Origin of the sequence: Nocardioides sp. NPDC127503, from assembly GCF_040302165.1 — a bacterium.
In the GTDB taxonomy this organism is placed as follows: domain Bacteria; phylum Actinomycetota; class Actinomycetes; order Propionibacteriales; family Nocardioidaceae; genus Nocardioides.
Genome location: NZ_JBEORH010000006.1, coordinates 157,925 through 176,252 on the forward strand (window position 1 = coordinate 157,925; position 18,328 = coordinate 176,252).

The following is an 18,328-nucleotide window of genomic DNA, read 5'->3' on the forward strand; positions in this document are numbered from 1 at the left end:
AGCAGTGCGGCGGTGACAGAGGCGCGGAAGGAGATGCGAGCCCGTGCCGTGGCCCGCCGCCAGCGCGAGCAGGCCACCGGAGGCTGGGAGGCCCAGCGGGGCTTCGACGAGCTCGGCAGGCCGCTGCGCGACCTGACCTTCTGTGTCGTCGACCTGGAGACCACCGGAAACAGCCCCGACAACGGCGGCATGATCACCGAGATCGGTGCGGTGAAGGTGCGTGGCGGCGAGGTGCTGGGCGAGTTCCAGACCCTCGTCAACCCACACACCGGCATCCCGCCGTCGATCGCCGTGCTGACCGGCATCACCAACTCCATGGTCGCCTCCTCCCCCACGATCGAGTCGGTGCTCCCGGCGTTCCTCGAGTTCGCCGAGGGCTGTGTGCTGGTCGCCCACAACGCCCCGTTCGACGTGGGCTTCCTCAAGCACTTCGCCGCGAAGCAGGAGCGGCCCTGGCCGCGTTTCGAGGTGCTCGACACGGTGAAGATCGCCCGCCGGGTGGTCACCCGGGACGAGGCGCCCAACCACAAGCTCGGCTCGCTGGCCCGGGTCTTCGGCTCTCCCACGACCCCCAACCACCGCGCGCTCTCCGACGCCCGGGCGACCGTCGACGTCCTCCACGGCATGATGGAGCGCCTCGGCAACATCGGCGTCCAGACTCTCGAGGACCTGGCCGTCTTCTCGGCCAAGGTCACCACCGCCCAGCGCAAGAAACGTCACCTGGCCGAGGACCTGCCGCACGCCCCCGGCGTCTACCTGTTCAAGGACGACAAGGGCCGCGCACTCTACATCGGCACCTCCAAAGACCTCCGCACCCGCGTTCGCACCTACTTCACCGCCTCCGAGACCCGCTCCCGGATGGGCGAGATGGTCGGGCTGGCCGCGACCGTGCAGGGCATCGAGTGCGCGACGGCGCTGGAGGCGGGGGTGCGCGAGCTGCGGCTCATCGCCGAGCACAAGCCGCCCTACAACCGCCGCTCCCGACGCCCGGAGAAGATGCACTTCGTCAAACTCACCCAGGAGCCGTGGCCCAGGCTGTCGCTGGTCAAGCAGGTGCTCGACGACGACGCGGACTATCTCGGCCCGTTCGGCTCCAGGAAGGTCGCCGAGAAGGCGCTCCAGGCCCTGCACGACACCTTCCCGATCCGGCAGTGCGCCGACCGGCTCCCGCTGCTGCCGCGCAAGACCCCGTGCGTCCTCGCCGAGCTCCACCGCTGCCTGAGCCCGTGCGACCAGAGCGTCCCCGCGGAGACGTACGCGACCCTGGTCTCGCGGGTCCGCGAGTCGCTGCTCCACCGGCCCGACGAGGTGGTCGAGACGGTCACCGAGCGGCTCACCGGCCTGGCCGAGCAGGAACGGTTCGAGGAGGCGGCGGTCCACCGCGACCGGCTGACCTCCTACCTGCGCGCCGCCGCGCGCACCCAGCGGCTCACCGGCCTGACCCGGCTGCCCGACCTCACCGCGATCCGGCGCGAGGACGACGGCCGCTGGGCGGTCCACGTCGTCCGTCACGGGCGGCTCGCCGGGGCCGGCGTGATCCCGCGTGAGGCCAACGCGCACGCCTACGTCGCCGACCTCCAGCTCAGCGCCGAGACGGTCCTGGACGCCCCCGGCCCGGTGCCGGCCGCGAGCGCCGAGGAGACCGAGCTGGTGCTGCGCTGGCTGGAGTCCCCGGGCGTACGCCTCGCCCACGTCGAGGGCGAGTGGACCTGTCCTATCGGCGGTGCGGGCCGGCGGGCAGCGGCACTCTAGGACGATCGGCTAACGTGACCTGCGTGATCACAGCGATCGTCTTCATCAATGCCGAGGTCTCCCAGATCCCCGAGGTGGCCGAGGCCGTCGCCGCCATCGACGGCGTCAGCGAGGTCTACTCCGTCACCGGCCAGATCGACCTGATCGCCCTGGTGCGCGTCCGTGCCCACGAGGAGGTCGCCAACGTCGTCGCCGACAAGGTCAACAAGGTCCCCGGCGTGCTCGAGACCGAGACCCACATCGCCTTCCGCACCTACTCCCAGGTCGACCTGGAAGCCGCCTTCTCAATCGGGCTGGACTGAGCCCGTACTCGTGTAGCCGAGTCGGCGCATCTGCACGCCTTGGAGCGAAGCGAGCGAGGCGTGCGGATGCGCCGACTCGGCGCGTAATCATCTACCTCAGCGAGCGGTAGCCGCCACCCACCGGTCAAGCACAGCCTGAGCAGCCCCCGAGTCGATCGCGTCAGCAGCACGAGCGATGCCGCCCCCGAGCCGCTCGTCGACGCTGCCGGACCCGGCGTCGTGAACGGCAAGAGCAGCACCGGCGTTGAGCACGACGGCGTCGCGTACGGCGCCCTTCTCCCCGGCGAGCAGACGGCGAACGACAGCGGCGTTGTAGGCGGCGTCGTCGCCACGCAGGTCCTCGGTGGTGGCCCGGCCGATGCCATGGTCGAGCGGCTCGACGGTCGCCTCGGTCACGACGCCCTGCGAGACCATCCACACGTGCGAGGTCGTGGTGGTGGTGAGCTCGTCGAGGCCGTCGTCGCCGCGGAAGACCCAGGCGTCGACGCCACGGCGGGCGAAGACACCGGCCATGACCGGCGCGGCGGAGGCGTCGGCGCAGCCGATCGCGGAGGACGCGGGGCGGGCAGGGTTGGTCAGCGGACCGAGCAGGTTGAAGACGGTGGCGATGCCGATCTCACGCCGCGCGGCGGCGGCGTGGCGCATCGCGGGGTGGAAGGCCGCAGCGAACAGGAAGGTGATCCCTGCCTCCTCGGCCACCTCGCCGACCCGCTCGACATCGAGGTCGAGGCGGATGCCGAGCGCCTCGAGCACGTCGGCCGACCCCGACTTGGAGGAGGCGGACCGGTTGCCGTGCTTGACGATCTTGGCCCCGGCGCCGGCCGCGACGATCGCGGACATCGTGGAGATGTTGACCGAGAAGGACCGGTCACCACCGGTACCGACGATGTCGAGCACGCGTCCGGGCACGAAGATCGGGTTGGCCTTGGCCAGCATCCCGTCGGCGACCCCGGCGAGCTCGTCGACGGTCTCACCCTTGGCACGCAGCGCCACCGCGAAGGCGGCGATCTGCGCGGGCGTCGCTTCTCCCGAGAGGATCTCCCCCATCGCCCACGCCGCCTGGTGCGCAGACAGGGACTGTCTCGCGACCAGCGTGGTGAGGACCTCGGGCCAGGAGTGGGGCACGGACGTCATGCGCCAACGTTAACGGGCCGCAACAGTCCCACGACCGTCCGGGCCAGCTCGAACGGGTCGAGCGGGTGCGGCACGGTGGCTTCCGCACGCGACCAGGTGCCGAGCCATGCGTCCTGAGGACGACCGATGAGGACCACGATCGGCGGAGCGTCCTTCACCTCGTCCTTGACCGCCTTCGCGATCCCCAGCCCACCGGCCGGAGCAGCCTCGCCGTCGAGCACGGCCAGCGCCAGGCCACCGGCGTCGAGCTGGGCGCGCACGGCCGGCTCGGTGGCCACCTCGACGTACTCCACCTCCGGCAGAGACGGATGCGGGCGGCGCCCCAGAGCGAGGATCACCTGCTTGCGTACGTCGACGTCGTCGCTGTAGACGAGGATCTTCAGTGAATTCGAGGTGGTATCGGTCACACCCCGATGCTAGCGCCAACACCAGGCCCTGAGGCCACATGTCACAACCCGAACCTGAGCGGTGTCTAAGGGTGTAGCAGCACCCTGAAACACGACACACAGGGTCCCAAGAAGACTCTGGGAAAGGGGCAGGACATAATGGCGGGCGTGGCGACAGTATCGACTCTTCCAACAGCCCGCCTGCACGGGCATCACGACCGTCCGAGCATGGTCAGCGTGGGGACGATCATCTGGCTCGCAAGCGAGCTGATGTTCTTCGCGGCGCTGTTCGCGGCCTACTTCACGATCCGCGCGGTCAGCCCCGAGGTGTGGGAAGCCAACACCGCTGGGCTCAACATCCCGTTCGCGGCGGTCAACACGACCATCCTCGTGCTGTCGTCGTTCACCTGCCAGTTCGGCGTCTTCGCCGCCGAGCGCGGCCAGGTCGGACGTAAGGGCTCCCTGCTCGCGATCCGCCTGTGGGGCCTGCGTGAGTGGTTCATCCTCACCTACCTCATGGGCGCGGTCTTCATCGCAGGTCAGGCGACCGAGTACGCAGCCCTGGTGCAGGAGGGCATCGCCCTCAACCGCGGCATCACCGGTCCCGACGACCCCTACGGCTCGGTCTTCTACCTGACGACGGGCTTCCACGGTCTGCACGTCACCGGCGGCCTGATCGCCTTCCTGTTCGTGCTCGGCCGGACGTACGTCGCCAAGCGCTTCACCCACGAGCAGGCCGTCTCCGCGATCGTCGTGTCCTACTACTGGCACTTCGTCGACGTGGTGTGGATCGGCCTGTTCGCGACCATCTACCTCCTCAAGTGACCAAGGACTGAATGTGCGTCTACTGAACCGCTCCGTCGGTCGACTGTCGCGGCACCGTCGCCGCCCGTTGGCCGGTGCCGCCGTGCTCCTGGTCGCCCTGTTGAGCACCGGCGGCGCGTACGCCGCGCTCGCCCCGGCCTCCCAGGCCGAGCAGGAGAAGGACAACGCTGCTCTCGTCGCCGAGGGCAAAGAGCTCTTCATGATCAACTGCTCCACCTGCCACGGCTCCAACGGTGAGGGCATCACCACCCAGAACGGGAAGCTCTACGGGCCCTCCCTGATCGGTGTCGGTGCCGCCTCCGTCGACTTCCAGGTCGGCACCGGCCGGATGCCGATGGCCCAGCCCGGCGCCCAGGTCGAGGTCAAGGACCCCAGCTTCAACCAGGACGAGATCGACGCCCTGGCCGCGTACGTCGCCAGCCTCGGCCCCGGCCCGGCCGTCCCGGACCGGGAGCAGTACGACCCGGAGACCTTTGCCTCGGAGAAGGAGCGGGAGGAGGCGGTCGCCCTCGGTGGCCAGATCTTCCTGACCAACTGCACCGCCTGCCACAACTTCACCGGTGCCGGCGGCGCCATGCCGCGCGGCGGCGAGGCTCCGAGCATCCTCAACACCGACCCGAAGCACATCTACCAGGCGATGCTGACCGGTCCGCAGTCCATGGACACCTTCTCCGACGGCAACATCAGCCCGGAGGAGAAGAAGGCTGTCATCGCCTACGTCGAGTCGATGAAGGAACAGCCCGACTACGGCGGCTTCAACAATGGTTCGCTCGGTCCGGTGACCGAGGGCATCGTCGCGTGGGTCGTCGGTCTCGGCGTCCTGGTGGCCTTCGCCTTCTGGATCGCCGCGCACACCACGCGCACCAACCAGACCAAGAAGGGATCTGCCAAGTGAGCAGCGACCTCAGCGAGATCGAGAAGCACGACGACTCGCACCCCGAGCTCAACGCGCACACCGACGCGCTGCTGCCCGACCCGGGCCTGCACGAGCATCACTGGCGTCCCACCGACGTCGACCCCAAGGCGGAGAAGCGCGCCGAGCGTCAGGTGAGCCTCTTCTTCGGTCTCTCCGCGCTCTGCTCGGTGCTGTTCGTGGTTGCGTACTTCGCCGTCGAGCCTGGCTACGACGGTGACGTCTGGGCCGGCTACGGCGCCTCCAACCTGGCGCTGGGATCGACGCTGGGCTTCGCCCTGCTCTTCCTCGGCATCGGCGTCATCCAGTGGGCCCGCAAGCTCGTCGTCGACATCGAGCACACCGAGGACCGCCACCCGGCGGCCTCCTCCCCCGCCACCCGCGAGGTCGCGGTCGCCGAGCTCAAGGCCGCGCTCCACGAGTCCGGCATGGCCCGCCGCCCCTTCATCCGCAACGCGATGATCGGCTCGGCCGCCCTGCTCGGTCTGCCCGCGATCGTGATGCTCAAGGACCTGGGCCAGACCAACGCCCAGATCACCGCTGAGCAGCCCTACCCCGGTGCCGGCCTCGAGCACACCGTCTGGGATGCCGGCGTGCGCGTCGTACGCGACGTGGTCGGCACCCCGATCCGCCCGGGCGACCTGGAGATCGGTGACCTGGTCAACGCCGAGCCCTCGACGATCTTCGACGGCAGCCTGCACGGCGCGCCGCTGCAGATCGCCAAGTCGAAGGCCGCGACGATCCTGCTGCGGATGGACCCCAACGACATCGCCAACGACGTGACCCGCAACTGGTCGGTCAACGGCATCGTGGCCTACTCCAAGATCTGCACCCACGTCGGTTGCCCGATCTCGCTGAACGAGCGCACCACGCACCACCTGCTGTGCCCGTGCCACCAGTCGACCTTCGACCTCGCCGACCACGGCAAGGTCATCTTCGGTCCGGCCGGCCGGCACCTCCCGCAACTGCCTCTGGGCGTCGACGCGGACGGCTTCCTCGTTGCCCTCTCGGACTACCCTGAGCCTGTGGGCGTCAGCTACTGGGAGCGCAACACCTACGACATCGACACGATCTTCGACGACTGGTCCAAGGACCACGCCGCCGATGCTGAGCAGTACGGCTACAAGGAGGGCGGACAGTGAGCACCGACACGTCCAAGGTTGCCGCCAGCAACGGCACCAACGCCGCTGCCCCGGCGGGCAAGCCGACCAAGGCCGGCGCAGCCGCCAACTGGGCCGACGAGCGCCTCGGCCTCGGTGGCCTGAGCAAGTTCCTCTCCCGCAAGATCTTCCCCGACCACTGGTCGTTCATGCTGGGTGAGATCGCGCTGTGGAGCTTCGTGGTCCTGCTCGTCACCGGCACCTTCCTGACCCTGTGGTTCAAGCCCTCGATGGCCGAGATCACCTACCAGGGCTCCTACGCGCCGCTGCGCGGCATCGACATGTCCGAGGCGATGGCCTCGACGCTGGACATCTCCTTCGACGTACGCGGCGGCCTGCTGCTGCGCCAGGTCCACCACTGGGCGGCGATGCTGTTCATCGCCTCGATGATGATCCACATGATGCGCGTGTTCTTCACCGGCGCGCACCGCAAGCCTCGTGAGATCAACTGGGTCATCGGCGCCACGCTGCTGCTCCTCGGCACGCTCGAGGGCTTCACCGGCTACTCGCTCCCCGACGACCTGCTCTCCGGCACCGGCATCCGGGCCGCGGACGGGTTCATGATGGCGATCCCGATCGTGGGGACGTACCTCTCGTTCTTCCTGTTCGGAGGCGAGTTCCCAGGCGACGACATCATTCCACGCCTGTTCACGATCCACGTGCTGCTCATCCCAGCGATCCTGCTGGCGCTGATCGGTGCCCACCTGATCCTGCTGATCTACCACAAGCACACCCAGTGGCCTGGACCCGGACGCACCGAGAAGAACGTCGTCGGCTACCCGATGGTGCCGAACTACATCTCCAAGATGACCGGCTTCTTCTTCATCACCTTCGGTGTGACCGCCCTGCTCGGTGCCTTCTTCTCGCTCAACCCGGTGTGGAAGTTCGGCCCGTACGACCCGACCAAGGTCACCGCGGGCTCGCAGCCTGACTGGTACATGGGCTGGCCCGACGGCGCACTGCGCATCATGCCGGGCTGGGAGTCGCACTTCTGGGGCTCGACCTGGTCGTGGAACATCTTCTTCCCGGTCATCGTGCTGCCGATGGCGGCCTGGATGGTCGTGCTGATGCTCCCGTTCATCGAGTCCTGGATCACCGGCGACAAGCGCGAGCACCACCTGCTCCAGCGCCCGCGCAACGCTCCGACCCGCACCGCCACGTTCGTCGCGCTGATGACGTTCTACGCGGGCTTCTGGGCCGCGGGCGGCAACGACATCATCGCGATCAAGTTCGACCTCTCGATCAACCAGATCACCTACTTCCTGCGGGCGTTCGTGTTCCTGGGTCCGGTCGCGGCGTTCATCATCACGCGTCGTTGGTGCATCTCGCTGCAGCGTCACGACAACGAGAAGCTGCTGCACGGCTACGAGACCGGCACGGTCATCCGTACGCCGGAGGGCGCCTACCACGAGAAGCACCTGCCCCTTCCCGAGGCCGAGGCCTACGCCATGACCGTCCGCGACCGCGGCCGGGCCGGCGAGGAGCCGGAGCTGAAGAAGAACGGGAAGCCGACCTTCCGCGCGAAGCTCCGGGCCTTCTACTACGACCACGACGTGGACAAGCCGACCCCCGAGGAGCTCAGCGAGGCGCACCACCACGCCGAGCACGAGGCCCACGAGCTGGCTGCCCACGAGGGTCACCAGGTCGACGGTCACGACTTCGACGATCACCGTCACTCGGCGATCGAGGAGCCCCTCAGCCACTGACGTCCGACGCATCGGTGGGCGAGCTTGCTCGCCCACCGATGACCGGAGGAGATCGAGCGAGCCCCGCCCGCGAGCTTGCGAGCGGGCGACGGGCGGGTCGAGATCCACATCAGAGCGCACGTGGCGCCGTTCCCTCCGGGGGACGGCGCCACGTGCGTTTCTGGGTGTTCTAGCGGCCGAAACCCGGTTGCCCGCGGCCGGACGCGGACCCTAGGGTCCAGCACATGACCGGCCTCCAGGCTCGACTCCGAGCCGACCTCCTCACCGCCCGCAAGGCGCGCGACACCACGACGACAGCCGTGCTCCGCTCGACCCTGTCCGCCATCGCCAACGCCGAGGCACTGCCGGTGGCGGAGGCGGCCCTCACAGCAGACGGCCCGATAGCCGGCGCAGCCAGCGGCGTTGGCGCGACCGAGGCCGCCAGGCGCGACCTCACCGATGACGACGTACGAGGCATCATCACCGATGAGCAGACCGAGCGTCTGAGCGCCGCGACGGACCTGGAGTCCCGCGGCGCGGGCGAAAAAGCAGAGCAGCTCCGCGCCGAGGCGGAGCTGCTCGCTGCGTACCTCTAGGAACTCAGCCCTGCGGGTCGAGCTCGCCGCCGACGACCTCGAGCACCCTGGCGCGTACGTTGGCGGCGGCCTCGGGGTCGCGGGCCGCAACGGCGGCCACGAGCGCGTTGCCGAGGATGAGCTGCGGGATCCGGATGATCGAGTCGAGCTCCTGACGGAACCCGGCGCGACCGCCCTGCGGCGTGACCAGCTCGACCTCGGCGAGCTTGGTCAGCTGGGTGCCGGTGAATGAGGTGAGCGCGATGACGGCCGCTCCCCCGGCGACGGCCGCCTGGGCGACCTGGATGGTCGGCGCGGTGGCGCCGGTGCCGCTGACGACGACGCAGACGTCGCCCGGCTGGAGCAGACGGGCCCGGATGAGCTGGTCGAGGTGATCGCTGGGAGCGACGGTGCTCAGGCCCTGGGAGCCCAGTCTCATCGCGATGTCCTGGGCGACCGGCGAGGAGACCCCGGTGCCGGCGACCAGGATCGAGCGGGCCTCGGCGAGCAGCTCCACGGCCCGGGTGACCTGCTCCTCGGAGAGGAGCCCGACCATGTCGGAGGCGGAGTCGGCGATGTCGGCGAAGAAGGAGCGCACCACCGTCAGCGGGCTGCCTCCCTCGGTCGTCTCGGTCTTGGCCGTTCCGAGGTCGCGCGCCAGCAGCACCTTGAGGTGCGGGAAGCCGCGGAACCCGAGTCTCTGCGCGGCTCGGACCACGGTCGCGGTCGAGACGGAAGCCTCGGCGGCGATCTCGGCGGTGGTCGCCTCGATGGCCCACTCCGAACGGGTCAGCACGACCTCGGCTACCGCGCGCTCGGAAGGGTTGAGCCGCGGCATCGCGGCCCTTATGGCTGGGAGGACCGGCGCACTCGTCATGCCGCCACCGCAGTGGCTTCGGCGCCGTGCAGGATCCGGTGACGCAGCGCTGCTGACAGCTGGTCGACCAGGATCGTCACGATGATGATCACAGCTAGCATGATTCCACCCCACTCCCACTCACGGCCCCGAAGGACACGGTTTAATAACGCACCAATTCCACCAGCGCTCACGACGCCGAGGATCGCGCTTGCCCTGATGTTCACTTCGAAGCGGTAGAGCCAGAATGCCACCGTCTCCGGCATCATCTGCGGGATGACCGCCGTACGGATGCGCTGCCACCACGTCGCGCCGGCCGCCGTGACGGCCTCGACGGGACGCGGGTCGACCGCTTCGATGTTCTCCAGCGTCAGCTTGCCGAGCGAGCCGATCGAGTGGATGCCGATCGCCATCGCTCCGGCCATCGGGTTGAGCCCGAACAGCGGCAGCATCACGATCACCGCAAGCAGGATCTCCGGGACGGCGCGGATGGCGTTGAAGAACAGCCGCACCGGGAGGCGTAGGACCATCGGCGCGGTGTTCGAGGCGGCCAGGAACGCCAGCGGGAACGAGAACAGCGCCCCCACGCAGGTGCCGATCCAGGCGAGCGCCACCGACTCCCCCATCAGCTTCAGCGACTGCAGCCACCAGTCCCCGTAGGTGAGCTCCGGGTCGGCCTGGCCCTCGGGATGCGCTCCCGGCCAGGTGAGCACGCCGTCGAGCATCTGCCCGGCGTACTGCAGGATCTCCCCGGGGAACTGCGGCAGCCGCTCCCACTTGGCATCGTCCAGCGACCAGCCGGCCACCAGCACGATGCCGATCAGCGCCAGGCCGGCCACGGTATAGGGCCACTTCGGCGGCGGCTTCGGCCGAGTCACGGTCGCCGAGGTCATACCAGCCTCCGGCGCAGGAACTGGGAGAACAGGTCGATCGCGATGACCACCACGAAGATGACGATCACGACCGCCGCCAGCTGGGGATAGTCGGCCCGGTTGAAGTAGAGCATGATCAGCTGCCCGATCCCGCCGGCCCCGACCGCACCCAGCACCACGGAGGCGCGGATGTTGAGCTCGAAGACATAGAGGACGTACGAGGCGTAGTTGGGCAGCACGGCGGGCACGATCGCGACACGGGCCCGCTGCCAGCGGGTGGCCCCGGCGGCGTCGAGCGCCTCCAGGGGGCCGGGATCGACGGCGTCGATGCTCTCCGCGGTCAGCTTGGCGACGATGCCGATGTTGAAGATGGTCAGCGCCAGGATCCCCGGAAGCGGGCCGGTGACGACGGCGACAAAGACCAGCGCGTACGCCATGTCGGGCAGCGACCGGATCACCGCCATCACCGACTTGGTGACCCGGTAGACGGCGGGCGGCGCGCTGACCTTGGAGCCCAGCAGAGCCACCCCGAGGGCGATCAGAGAGCCCACGAAGGTCGCGATGATCGCGATGGCCGCGGTCTCCTTCAGCGCGGTCCACAGCCGCGAGGACGGGTCGGTGATCTCCGACCATTCGGGGTGCACCACCTCCCCGAGGATCATCGTCAGCATCGGCCACTGCTCGATGACCGGCGCGAGCGAGAAGTCGATCGCCCACCCTGCCACCACGGTGATGGCGACAGCGCCGACAATGCCCCCGATGAGCAGCGGGCTCGGCGGCGGCTGCGCCGGACGTACCTGCTTCGGCGAGCCGCCGCCGGGGCGGTCGAGGGTGGCCTGACTCATGCCAAGACGTCCTCGGCGGTCAGCGAGCGGCCGTAGATCCTCTCGAAGACGGCGTCGTCGGCCTCGGCGGCAGGACCGTCGAAGACCACTTCACCCGCGCGCATGCCGATGATCCGGTCGGCGTAGCGCCGGGCGAGATCGAGGAAGTGCAGGTTGACCACAGTGGTGATACCGAGATCGCGGTTGATCCGTTGCAGGTCTCGCATCACCAGGTTGGCCGTCGGCGGGTCCAGGGAGGCGACCGGCTCGTCGGCGAGCACCACGGACGGCTGCTGCGCCAGCGCACGGGCGATCGCAACGCGCTGCTGCTGCCCGCCGGAGAGCTGGGAGGCGCGTACCCATGCCTTCTCGACGATCCCGACGCGCTCGAGCGCCTCGAAGGCGATCTCCTTGTCGGCCTTGGTGTGCAGTCCGAGGGCCGACCGCACCCATGACTGCGCGTGCAGGCGCCCGGTGAGCACATTGCCCATCACCGAGCGACGGGTCACCAGGTTGAAACCCTGGAAGATCATCCCGATCTCGGCACGCAGGCGCCGCAACTGTCGCCCGCGCGCCGTGGCCACCTCGGTCCCGCCCACCGACAGCGATCCCGAGGTGACCGGCACCAGGCCGTTGATCGTGCGTACGAGCGTCGACTTGCCGGCCCCGGAGAGTCCGACGACCACGACGAACTCCCCCGCCGGGATGGTCAAGGAGACCTTGTCCAGGCCGCGGGCGCCGTTCGGGTAGACCACCGAGACGTCGTCGAAGACGATGCTGTGCCCACCATTGGTCCGACCCGCGGGATCCGAGCCGCTCATTCGCCGAAGTTCTCCTCCACGGACTTCGCCTTCTTCAGCGCGGCCGTGTCGACCTTCTCGAGACCCTCGATCTCGTAGACCGCCTTCAGCGTCTTGAGTCCCTTGGGGTCCTTCGCCATCGCGGTGAACGCGTTGGTCACCTTCGTACGCAGCTCCTTGGAGAGTCCGGCGGCGACGACGATGCCGTCGTTGGGGATCTCGGTGGAGTAGGCGAACACCACGACCTCGGAGGCGACCTTCGGCTCGTCGTCCGCGACCTCCTCGCGGGCGTCGTCGAAGCTCACCCCGATCGGGTAGTCACCGCGCGCCACGGCCAGGACCGCGGCGTCGTGGTCACCGGCGAACTGCGCGTCGAGGTCGACCAGGGCGTCGCCACCGGTGACCTGCCCCCACTGGGTGGCCGGGTAGTAGTAGCCCGAGGCGGAGCCCTGATCCACGAAGGCGATCGAGGTGCCGGGCTTGATCTTGGCGAGCGCCTCCTCGCCGGCGGGACCGGTCTTGGCGGCATCGGTGCCGTTGCAGTACTTGAAGCCCTCGACGACCTTGACCTCGTCGGCGCAGTAGGTCTCGGGGTCGTTGGTGAACCACTGGGTGTGGTAGGTCCCCGAGCCGAAGCGCACCGACTGCAGGACCGGCACCGCACCGGCCTGGTCCTCGGCCTGGACCATGCCGATCGGGCCGAGCATCGCGACCTGGGCCTGGTCGGCCTTCATCGCCACGATCGCGGCGGCATAGCTCTCGGTCACCTCGGCGCGTACGGGGATCCCGATCTTGTCGCTGAGGAACGACTCCAGGCCCTTCGCGCTCTGGGTGATCGAGTCGACGTCGCCGGAGGGCACCAGCGACAGCACGATCTCCTCGGGATCCTCCGCGGGCGCGGCGCTGTCCTCACCGCCGCCGCAGGCGGCGAGCGCGAGGGCGAGCGATGTGGCGGCACCGACCGCCAGCAACCGGGGGGTTCTCAACATTGGACAGACTCCTTGAGGGGGTGAGCTGCTATGAAGGATGACGGGTCATTCGACCAGTCCGAGACTGCGGGGTACAGGTCCACGAACGATCCTGCACGAACATGGGCCGGTCCCTGCCGGCGGTCGAATGCGTCAACGTATGCAGCAACACAACCACGCTCGACGGCGGGGGCAAGGTCATTGCGCCAGATGTCGCCGACCGACATCAACCACTCCGGCGTGTCGGCGGCTCCGACGTGGTCGAGGAAGCCGTCCAGGTGCCCCTTCATCCGGGTCGGCTTGAGCGCATCGGTGCACACCTCGTCGACCACGTCGCGTACGCCGAGGTGCTCCAGGATCGCGTCCAGCCCGCTGCCGCCGGGCGAGTTGGTCAGGATCACCCGGTGCGCGTCGATCCCGTCGAGCAGGTCGATCAGCCCGTCGGGCGTGCGGATGTCCCCCGGCTGCTCGCTGATCGCTGCCCGGCTCGCGACGTACGCAGCGCTGAGCTGCTCCTCGGTCACTCCGGCCGCCAGGCCCAGGATCTTGACTGCCTCATAGCCGTCCTGAGCGCCTGTCAGCGTCTTCGGAGCGGTCACGGGGAGTCTCTGCCCGAGGAAGGCCGCTGCGGTCTCCAGGAGCACCTCAGGGGCGTCGGTGAGGTCCGCCACCCGGGTGGCGTAGAGAAGTGCCGGTGTGTCTCCGAGACACACCGTGCCGTCCAGGTCGAGCACCAGCACAGGCCGAGGCAACGAGTCCACCTTCCAGGGCGCGGGCCGTCGGGGTCAGCCCTGCGCAACGCGATTACGTGTTAGGTGGAAAGTAAGTAAAGGCGCTGATGGAAGCAAGCATCAACCGCATGATGTCGCACGCTAATTGCTGCAATGCACAACATCGACTCAGGCGAGTGCAGACCCCGCCTGGTATTCCTCGTAGGAGGTGTTCCAGTCGCCCCAGCCGTTGCTGAAGGTCATCTCGCGGTTGGTGCCGACGGTCTCGACGACGTCGCCGCGGCGGGTCATGTCGTAGAGGAACTTGGCGTTCTCGTCGCTCATCCCGGTGCACCCGTGGGAGACGTTGGCATTGCCCTGCTGCGCGACCGACCACGGTGCGCCGTGGATGAACTCACCGGAGAACGTCAGCCGCATGGCCCACTTCACGCCCTCCATGTTGTAGTACTCCCGGTCGCCCTGGTTGATCCCGATGGTCTCGGAGTTCATGGTCTTGCGCTTGAACTTCTCGATGATCACCTTTACGCCGCTGCGGGTGATGAACCCTTCCTTGCCGGTCGTGATCGGGATGGTCCTGATCTTCTGCCCGTTCTTGAAGACTTCCATCTGGTGGGTCTGCGCGTTGGCCTTGTAGATGTGCGCGTCACCGGTCTTGAACGTGATCTCGCGGTCCTTCTGGCCGAAGATCCCGCCGCCGGCGGGGACGGAGTTGATGTTGAGCTTCACGTTGATCGTGGAGTTGGCCTGCCAGTAGGTGCGCGGGCGGTAGTGAGCTTCCTTGTCGCTCACCCAGTACCAGGACCCCTCCTGCTTCGGGGTCGACTCGACGATCATCTTCTTCTCGAAGGCGGCCTTGTTCTTCACCGGCAGGTCGTACGTCACGATGATCGGCATCCCGACGCCGACCGTCTCGCCGTTGAGCGGCGCGATCGACGGGTAGGTCTGACGGTCCAGGCCGAGATCCTCGGTCGAGAACTTGATCTCGCTCGTCTGCTCCAGGCCGTCGTCACCGGTGGCGGTGACCGCGAGGGTGTAGGAGGCGGTCGGCTCGAGCACCTCGCCCGCGCTCCAGCTGAGCCCGTCCTCGGTGATCGTGCCCCGCACCTTGGTGCCCTTGGCACCGGTCAGCATGACCTCGTCGAGCCGCCCCTTGGCCACATCGACCTTCACGACCTTGTCGACCGCGACGCCGGTGGCGTTGTTCTCGATGTTGGGCGTGATCTGCACCGTCGGCTCGGCGGGCTTCTTGGGCTCCTTCGAGGCCGAGTCGGCCCCGCACGCGGCGAGCACCGGCGCGAGGGCCGCCGCTGCCGTGGTCAACAGCACCCGGCGGCGGGCAAACACGGACGGGCGGCGAAACGGTGACTGCGTTGACACGGTGAGACTGCTCCAGACCTGATTCATTTACCCCGACGCCCTGAACCGGGACGTGGGCGCGATAACCCTACCGGGCATCACCAAGAGCTTCCCAAGAAGGGAAGCGGGGCCCGATCCATCTCGGATCGGGCCCCGCGTACGTTCTCTGCTCAGTGCTTGAACTCGCCTCGGTAGTACTCGAAGTTCCAGCCGGCGAGGGCCAGGAGGCCGAGCACGGCGGCGATGATGAGGAGCCACCAGGCGGCCATCGCGACGGCGAGGACCACCAGACCGAAGGTGAGACCGGCCCACAGCGGCCACCAGGAGAACGGCGGGAAGAAGCCGTACTCCCCGGCGCCCTCGGCGATCTCGCCGTCCTCACGGTCCTCGGGACGCGGGTCCATCTTGATGGCGTGGAAGCCGAGGTAGACGGTGATCATCGCGAACAGCAGCGTGCACATCACCAGTGCCGAGGTGCCGGTCCAGTCGCCGCCCTCCTCGGAGGCCGCGGTGACGAACCAGTAGGCCGGCGTGACCAGCACCATGAAGGCGGTGCAGACCACGAAGATCCAGGCTTCAGACTTCATCGGGGTCAGCCTTCCTTGTTGGAGCTGGTGGAGGCGAGATCGTCCTCATCGTGCTCCAGCGCGGCGATCTCCGGGTGGTGGAGGTCGAAGGCCGGGGACTCCGAGCGGATCTTCGGGATGGAGACGAAGTTGTGGCGCGGCGCCGGGCAGGCGGTGGCCCACTCCAGCGAGCGACCCCAACCCCAGGGGTCATCCACCTCGACCTTGGGGGCGTTGCGGGAGATGTAGAGGTTGTAGAAGAAGGGCAGCATCGACAGGCTCAGCAGGAACGCGCCCACCGTCGAGAACTGGTTCAGGAAGGTGAACCCGTCGCTGGGCAGGTAGTCGGCGATGCGTCGCTGCATGCCCTCGACACCGAGCCAGTGCTGGACCAGGAAGGTCGCGTGGAAGCCGACGAACAGCAGCCAGAAGTGGACCTTGCCGAGGCGCTCGTCGAGCATCCGGCCGGTCATCTTCGGCCACCAGAAGTAGAAGCCGGCGAACATCGCGAACACGACGGTTCCGAAGACCACGTAGTGGAAGTGCGCGACCACGAAGTAGGAGTCGGAGACCTGGAAGTCGAGCGGCGGGCTCGCCAGGATGATGCCGGTCAGACCACCGAAGAGGAAGGTCGTCAGGAAGCCGATCGACCAGAGCATCGGGGTGTCGAAGCTGACCGATCCGCCCCACATCGTGCCGATCCAGTTGAAGAACTTCACGCCTGTGGGCACCGCGATCAGGAAGGTCATGCCGGAGAAGAACGGCAGGTTGACCGCGCCGGTGACGAACATGTGGTGCGCCCACACCGCCACCGAGAGGATCGCGATGCCGAGGGTCGCGGCGACCAGGCCGACGTAGCCGAAGATCGGCTTGCGGCTGAAGACCGGGAGGATCTCGGAGATGATGCCGAAGAACGGCAGCGCGATGATGTAGACCTCGGGGTGACCGAAGAACCAGAACAGGTGCTGCCACAGGATCGGGCCACCATGGGCGGCGTCGAAGACGTGGGAGCCGAACTGGCGGTCGGACTCGAGCATCAGCAGCGCGGCCGCGAGGATCGGGAACGCGATCAGCGCGAGCAGCGCGGTGACCAGGGTGTTCCAGGTGAAGATCGGCATCCGGAACATGGTCATGCCCGGCGCCCGCATGCAGATGATCGTGGTGATGAAGTTGACCGAGCCGAGGATCGTGCCCAGACCGGCCATGTAGAGACCCATGATCCACAGGTCGCCACCGACACCCGGCGAGTACTGCGCGCTGGAGAGCGGCGTGTAGGCGAACCAGCCGAAGTCGGCCGCGCCGGTCGGGGTGAGGAAGCCGCTGGCCGCGATCAGGCTGCCGAAGAGGTAGAGCCAGTAGCTGAACATGTTGAGCCGCGGGAAGGCGACGTCAGGCGCGCCGATCTGCAGCGGCATGATCACGTTGGAGAAGCCGAAGAACAGCGGCGTCGCGAAGAGCAGCAGCATGATCGTGCCGTGCATCGTGAACAGCTGGTTGAACAGCTCGTCGTTGACGACCTGCTGTCCCGGGAAGGCCAGCTCCGAGCGCATCAGCAGCGCCATCAGGCCGCCGATCAGGAACCAGACGAACGACGTGACCAGGTACATCTTGCCGATCAGCTTGTGATCGGTGGTGGTCAGCAGCTGGTAGATCTGCGTTCCGAGCGGCTTGCGGCCCTCGGTGACCGGGCGCGCAGCGGTGGCGGTCACTCGCCCTCCTCCTCGTGAGTGGGGATGTCGTCGGCGGGGCGGGTGGACTTGCCACCACCGAGCAGCGGGCGCTCGGCCTCGAAGCCGTTCTGCGCCAGCGTGTCGACGTAGGACTTGTAGTCGCTCTCGGAGACGATCGCGACCTTGAAGATCATCCGGGCGTGGTAGACGCCGCAGAGCTCGTAGCAGGCGCCGCGGAACGTGGTGCCCTCGATGAGGTCCTCCGCGCTCGGGTCGAAGGTGGCCGTGGCCTCCTTCGTGGTGATCGAGTAGTGGTTCACCCGACCCGGGATGACGTCCATCTTCATGCCGAAGTCCGGGACACCGAAGTTGTGGATGACGTCGGCCGAGCGCAGGTTGAACCGCGTGGTGGTCTTCTCCGGGAGGACCAGCGTCGGGATGTGCGAGCCGGTGCCCACAACGTAGCCGTAGCTGTCGTAGGCGAACTCGTCGTCGACGAGGTTCTCGTCCGCGCTCACGTCGGGCTCACCGATGCCGTGGTTGAAGGTCCACTGCCACTGCTGGCCGGTCACCTCGATCACGTTGGTCGGGTTGCCGTTGTCCAGCATCTCGTTCTGAACCTTGACGGTGTGGTCGAAGAACACGATCACCATCAGGACCGGGGCGATCGTGTAGAAGATCTCCAACGGCAGGTTGTAACGCGTCTGGACCGGGACGTCGGCGTCGCTGCGGCGCCGGTAGCGCCAGATCGCCCAGAAGATGAGCCCCCAGGTCAGGACACCCGTGATCAACGCGGCGATCCATGCGCCCTGCCACAGGGCGAGGTTGTGATCCCCCTGCTCAGAACGTGGCTCGGGGAAGCCGAAACGCGCCGCCTCGTCCGAACAGCCACTCAGCAGGAGGGCGCCGGCCGTCAGCGTCGCCACCAGCGCACCACGTCGGGCGCGGGCGTG

Annotated in this window: 19 protein-coding genes; 7 read left to right on the forward strand and 12 right to left on the reverse strand. The window is 67.9% G+C overall.

Annotated features, from left to right (window positions below; translation table 11 throughout):
* Window positions 1–33: 33 nt before the first annotated feature.
* Window positions 34–1,752, forward strand: a complete 1,719-nt coding sequence (locus ABTW65_RS15505) for a DEDD exonuclease domain-containing protein (RefSeq protein WP_502890599.1) — start codon at window positions 34–36, stop codon at window positions 1,750–1,752.
* Between the two features lie 23 nt (window positions 1,753–1,775).
* Window positions 1,776–2,054, forward strand: coding sequence for an Lrp/AsnC family transcriptional regulator (locus ABTW65_RS15510; RefSeq protein ID WP_091050134.1), 279 nt, complete (start codon window positions 1,776–1,778; stop codon window positions 2,052–2,054).
* A 96-nt stretch (window positions 2,055–2,150) separates the two neighbouring features.
* On the opposite strand, the gene trpD is transcribed toward ABTW65_RS15510, so the two are convergent.
* Both trpD and ABTW65_RS15520 read right to left on the reverse strand, forming a co-directional pair.
* Window positions 2,151–3,188: an anthranilate phosphoribosyltransferase gene (gene trpD / locus ABTW65_RS15515; RefSeq protein WP_350661523.1), complete on the reverse strand. Its 1,038-nt coding sequence runs from the start codon at window positions 3,186–3,188 to the stop codon at window positions 2,151–2,153.
* Complete coding sequence (locus ABTW65_RS15520; protein WP_141803871.1) at window positions 3,185–3,595, reverse strand: Rv3143 family two-component system response regulator; 411 nt, start codon at window positions 3,593–3,595, stop codon at window positions 3,185–3,187. Before ABTW65_RS15520 ends, trpD begins: the two co-directional genes overlap by 4 nt.
* 138 nt (window positions 3,596–3,733) lie before the next feature.
* On the opposite strand from ABTW65_RS15520, the gene ctaE reads away from it, so the two are divergent.
* The 5 genes from ctaE (at window position 3,734) to ABTW65_RS15545 (ending at window position 8,753) form a co-directional block, all read left to right on the forward strand.
* The gene (gene ctaE / locus ABTW65_RS15525; RefSeq protein WP_350661525.1) at window positions 3,734–4,399 is read left to right on the forward strand and encodes an aa3-type cytochrome oxidase subunit III; all 666 of its coding nucleotides are present in this window, start codon (window positions 3,734–3,736) and stop codon (window positions 4,397–4,399) included.
* A 13-nt stretch (window positions 4,400–4,412) separates the two neighbouring features.
* Window positions 4,413–5,294: a cytochrome bc1 complex diheme cytochrome c subunit gene (gene qcrC, locus ABTW65_RS15530; RefSeq protein ID WP_350661527.1), complete on the forward strand. Its 882-nt coding sequence runs from the start codon at window positions 4,413–4,415 to the stop codon at window positions 5,292–5,294.
* Window positions 5,291–6,454: a cytochrome bc1 complex Rieske iron-sulfur subunit gene (gene qcrA / locus ABTW65_RS15535; RefSeq protein WP_350661529.1), complete on the forward strand. Its 1,164-nt coding sequence runs from the start codon at window positions 5,291–5,293 to the stop codon at window positions 6,452–6,454. The genes qcrC and qcrA overlap by 4 nt, the downstream gene beginning before the upstream one ends.
* Entirely contained in the window at window positions 6,451–8,178 is a 1,728-nt protein-coding gene (gene qcrB / locus ABTW65_RS15540) for a cytochrome bc1 complex cytochrome b subunit (protein ID WP_350661531.1), read from the forward strand. The genes qcrA and qcrB overlap by 4 nt, the downstream gene beginning before the upstream one ends.
* A 224-nt stretch (window positions 8,179–8,402) precedes the next feature.
* On the forward strand, window positions 8,403–8,753 hold the full coding sequence (locus tag ABTW65_RS15545; protein ID WP_350661533.1) for a GatB/YqeY domain-containing protein: 351 nt from the start codon (window positions 8,403–8,405) through the stop codon (window positions 8,751–8,753).
* Between the two features lie 4 nt (window positions 8,754–8,757).
* Here the strand turns inward: ABTW65_RS15545 and ABTW65_RS15550 are convergent, their stop codons facing one another.
* The 10 genes from ABTW65_RS15550 to ctaC form a co-directional block, all read right to left on the reverse strand.
* Window positions 8,758–9,609 (reverse strand): MurR/RpiR family transcriptional regulator, encoded by an 852-nt coding sequence (locus ABTW65_RS15550; protein ID WP_091049949.1) that lies wholly within the window; start codon window positions 9,607–9,609, stop codon window positions 8,758–8,760.
* Window positions 9,606–10,481, reverse strand: a complete 876-nt coding sequence (gene phnE / locus ABTW65_RS15555) for a phosphonate ABC transporter, permease protein PhnE (protein WP_350661535.1) — start codon at window positions 10,479–10,481, stop codon at window positions 9,606–9,608. The genes ABTW65_RS15550 and phnE (ABTW65_RS15555) overlap by 4 nt, the downstream gene beginning before the upstream one ends.
* A complete protein-coding gene (gene phnE, locus ABTW65_RS15560) occupies window positions 10,478–11,305 on the reverse strand; it encodes a phosphonate ABC transporter, permease protein PhnE (protein ID WP_350661537.1) in 828 nt (275 codons plus the stop codon). Before phnE (ABTW65_RS15560) ends, phnE (ABTW65_RS15555) begins: the two co-directional genes overlap by 4 nt.
* Complete coding sequence (gene phnC / locus ABTW65_RS15565; protein ID WP_350661539.1) at window positions 11,302–12,105, reverse strand: phosphonate ABC transporter ATP-binding protein; 804 nt, start codon at window positions 12,103–12,105, stop codon at window positions 11,302–11,304. Before phnC ends, phnE (ABTW65_RS15560) begins: the two co-directional genes overlap by 4 nt.
* Window positions 12,102–13,073, reverse strand: a complete 972-nt coding sequence (gene phnD, locus ABTW65_RS15570) for a phosphate/phosphite/phosphonate ABC transporter substrate-binding protein (protein ID WP_350661541.1) — start codon at window positions 13,071–13,073, stop codon at window positions 12,102–12,104. The genes phnC and phnD overlap by 4 nt, the downstream gene beginning before the upstream one ends.
* Complete coding sequence (locus ABTW65_RS15575; RefSeq protein WP_350661543.1) at window positions 13,067–13,804, reverse strand: HAD family hydrolase; 738 nt, start codon at window positions 13,802–13,804, stop codon at window positions 13,067–13,069. The genes phnD and ABTW65_RS15575 overlap by 7 nt, the downstream gene beginning before the upstream one ends.
* A gap of 147 nt (window positions 13,805–13,951) precedes the next feature.
* Window positions 13,952–15,160, reverse strand: a complete 1,209-nt coding sequence (locus tag ABTW65_RS15580; protein ID WP_350661545.1) for a L,D-transpeptidase — start codon at window positions 15,158–15,160, stop codon at window positions 13,952–13,954.
* A 149-nt stretch (window positions 15,161–15,309) separates the two neighbouring features.
* Window positions 15,310–15,726: a cytochrome c oxidase subunit 4 gene (locus tag ABTW65_RS15585; protein WP_350661547.1), complete on the reverse strand. Its 417-nt coding sequence runs from the start codon at window positions 15,724–15,726 to the stop codon at window positions 15,310–15,312.
* A gap of 5 nt (window positions 15,727–15,731) precedes the next feature.
* Window positions 15,732–17,414, reverse strand: a complete 1,683-nt coding sequence (gene ctaD, locus ABTW65_RS15590; protein WP_350661549.1) for an aa3-type cytochrome oxidase subunit I — start codon at window positions 17,412–17,414, stop codon at window positions 15,732–15,734.
* Complete coding sequence (gene ctaC / locus ABTW65_RS15595) at window positions 17,411–18,301, reverse strand: aa3-type cytochrome oxidase subunit II (RefSeq protein WP_350661551.1); 891 nt, start codon at window positions 18,299–18,301, stop codon at window positions 17,411–17,413. Before ctaC ends, ctaD begins: the two co-directional genes overlap by 4 nt.
* Window positions 18,302–18,328: the final 27 nt, after the last annotated feature.

Coding starts and splice junctions, on each gene's coding strand:
- ABTW65_RS15505 (WP_502890599.1), top strand. CDS start 34: ATGCGAGCCCGTGCCGTGGCCCGCCGCCAGCGCGAGCAGGCCACCGGA.
- trpD (WP_350661523.1), bottom strand. CDS start 3,188: ATGACGTCCGTGCCCCACTCCTGGCCCGAGGTCCTCACCACGCTGGTC.
- ctaE (WP_350661525.1), top strand. CDS start 3,734: ATGGCGGGCGTGGCGACAGTATCGACTCTTCCAACAGCCCGCCTGCAC.
- ABTW65_RS15545 (WP_350661533.1), top strand. CDS start 8,403: ATGACCGGCCTCCAGGCTCGACTCCGAGCCGACCTCCTCACCGCCCGC.
- ABTW65_RS15550 (WP_091049949.1), bottom strand. CDS start 9,609: ATGACGAGTGCGCCGGTCCTCCCAGCCATAAGGGCCGCGATGCCGCGG.
- phnE (WP_350661535.1), bottom strand. CDS start 10,481: ATGACCTCGGCGACCGTGACTCGGCCGAAGCCGCCGCCGAAGTGGCCC.
- phnE (WP_350661537.1), bottom strand. CDS start 11,305: ATGAGTCAGGCCACCCTCGACCGCCCCGGCGGCGGCTCGCCGAAGCAG.
- phnC (WP_350661539.1), bottom strand. CDS start 12,105: ATGAGCGGCTCGGATCCCGCGGGTCGGACCAATGGTGGGCACAGCATC.
- phnD (WP_350661541.1), bottom strand. CDS start 13,073: ATGTTGAGAACCCCCCGGTTGCTGGCGGTCGGTGCCGCCACATCGCTC.
- ABTW65_RS15585 (WP_350661547.1), bottom strand. CDS start 15,726: ATGAAGTCTGAAGCCTGGATCTTCGTGGTCTGCACCGCCTTCATGGTG.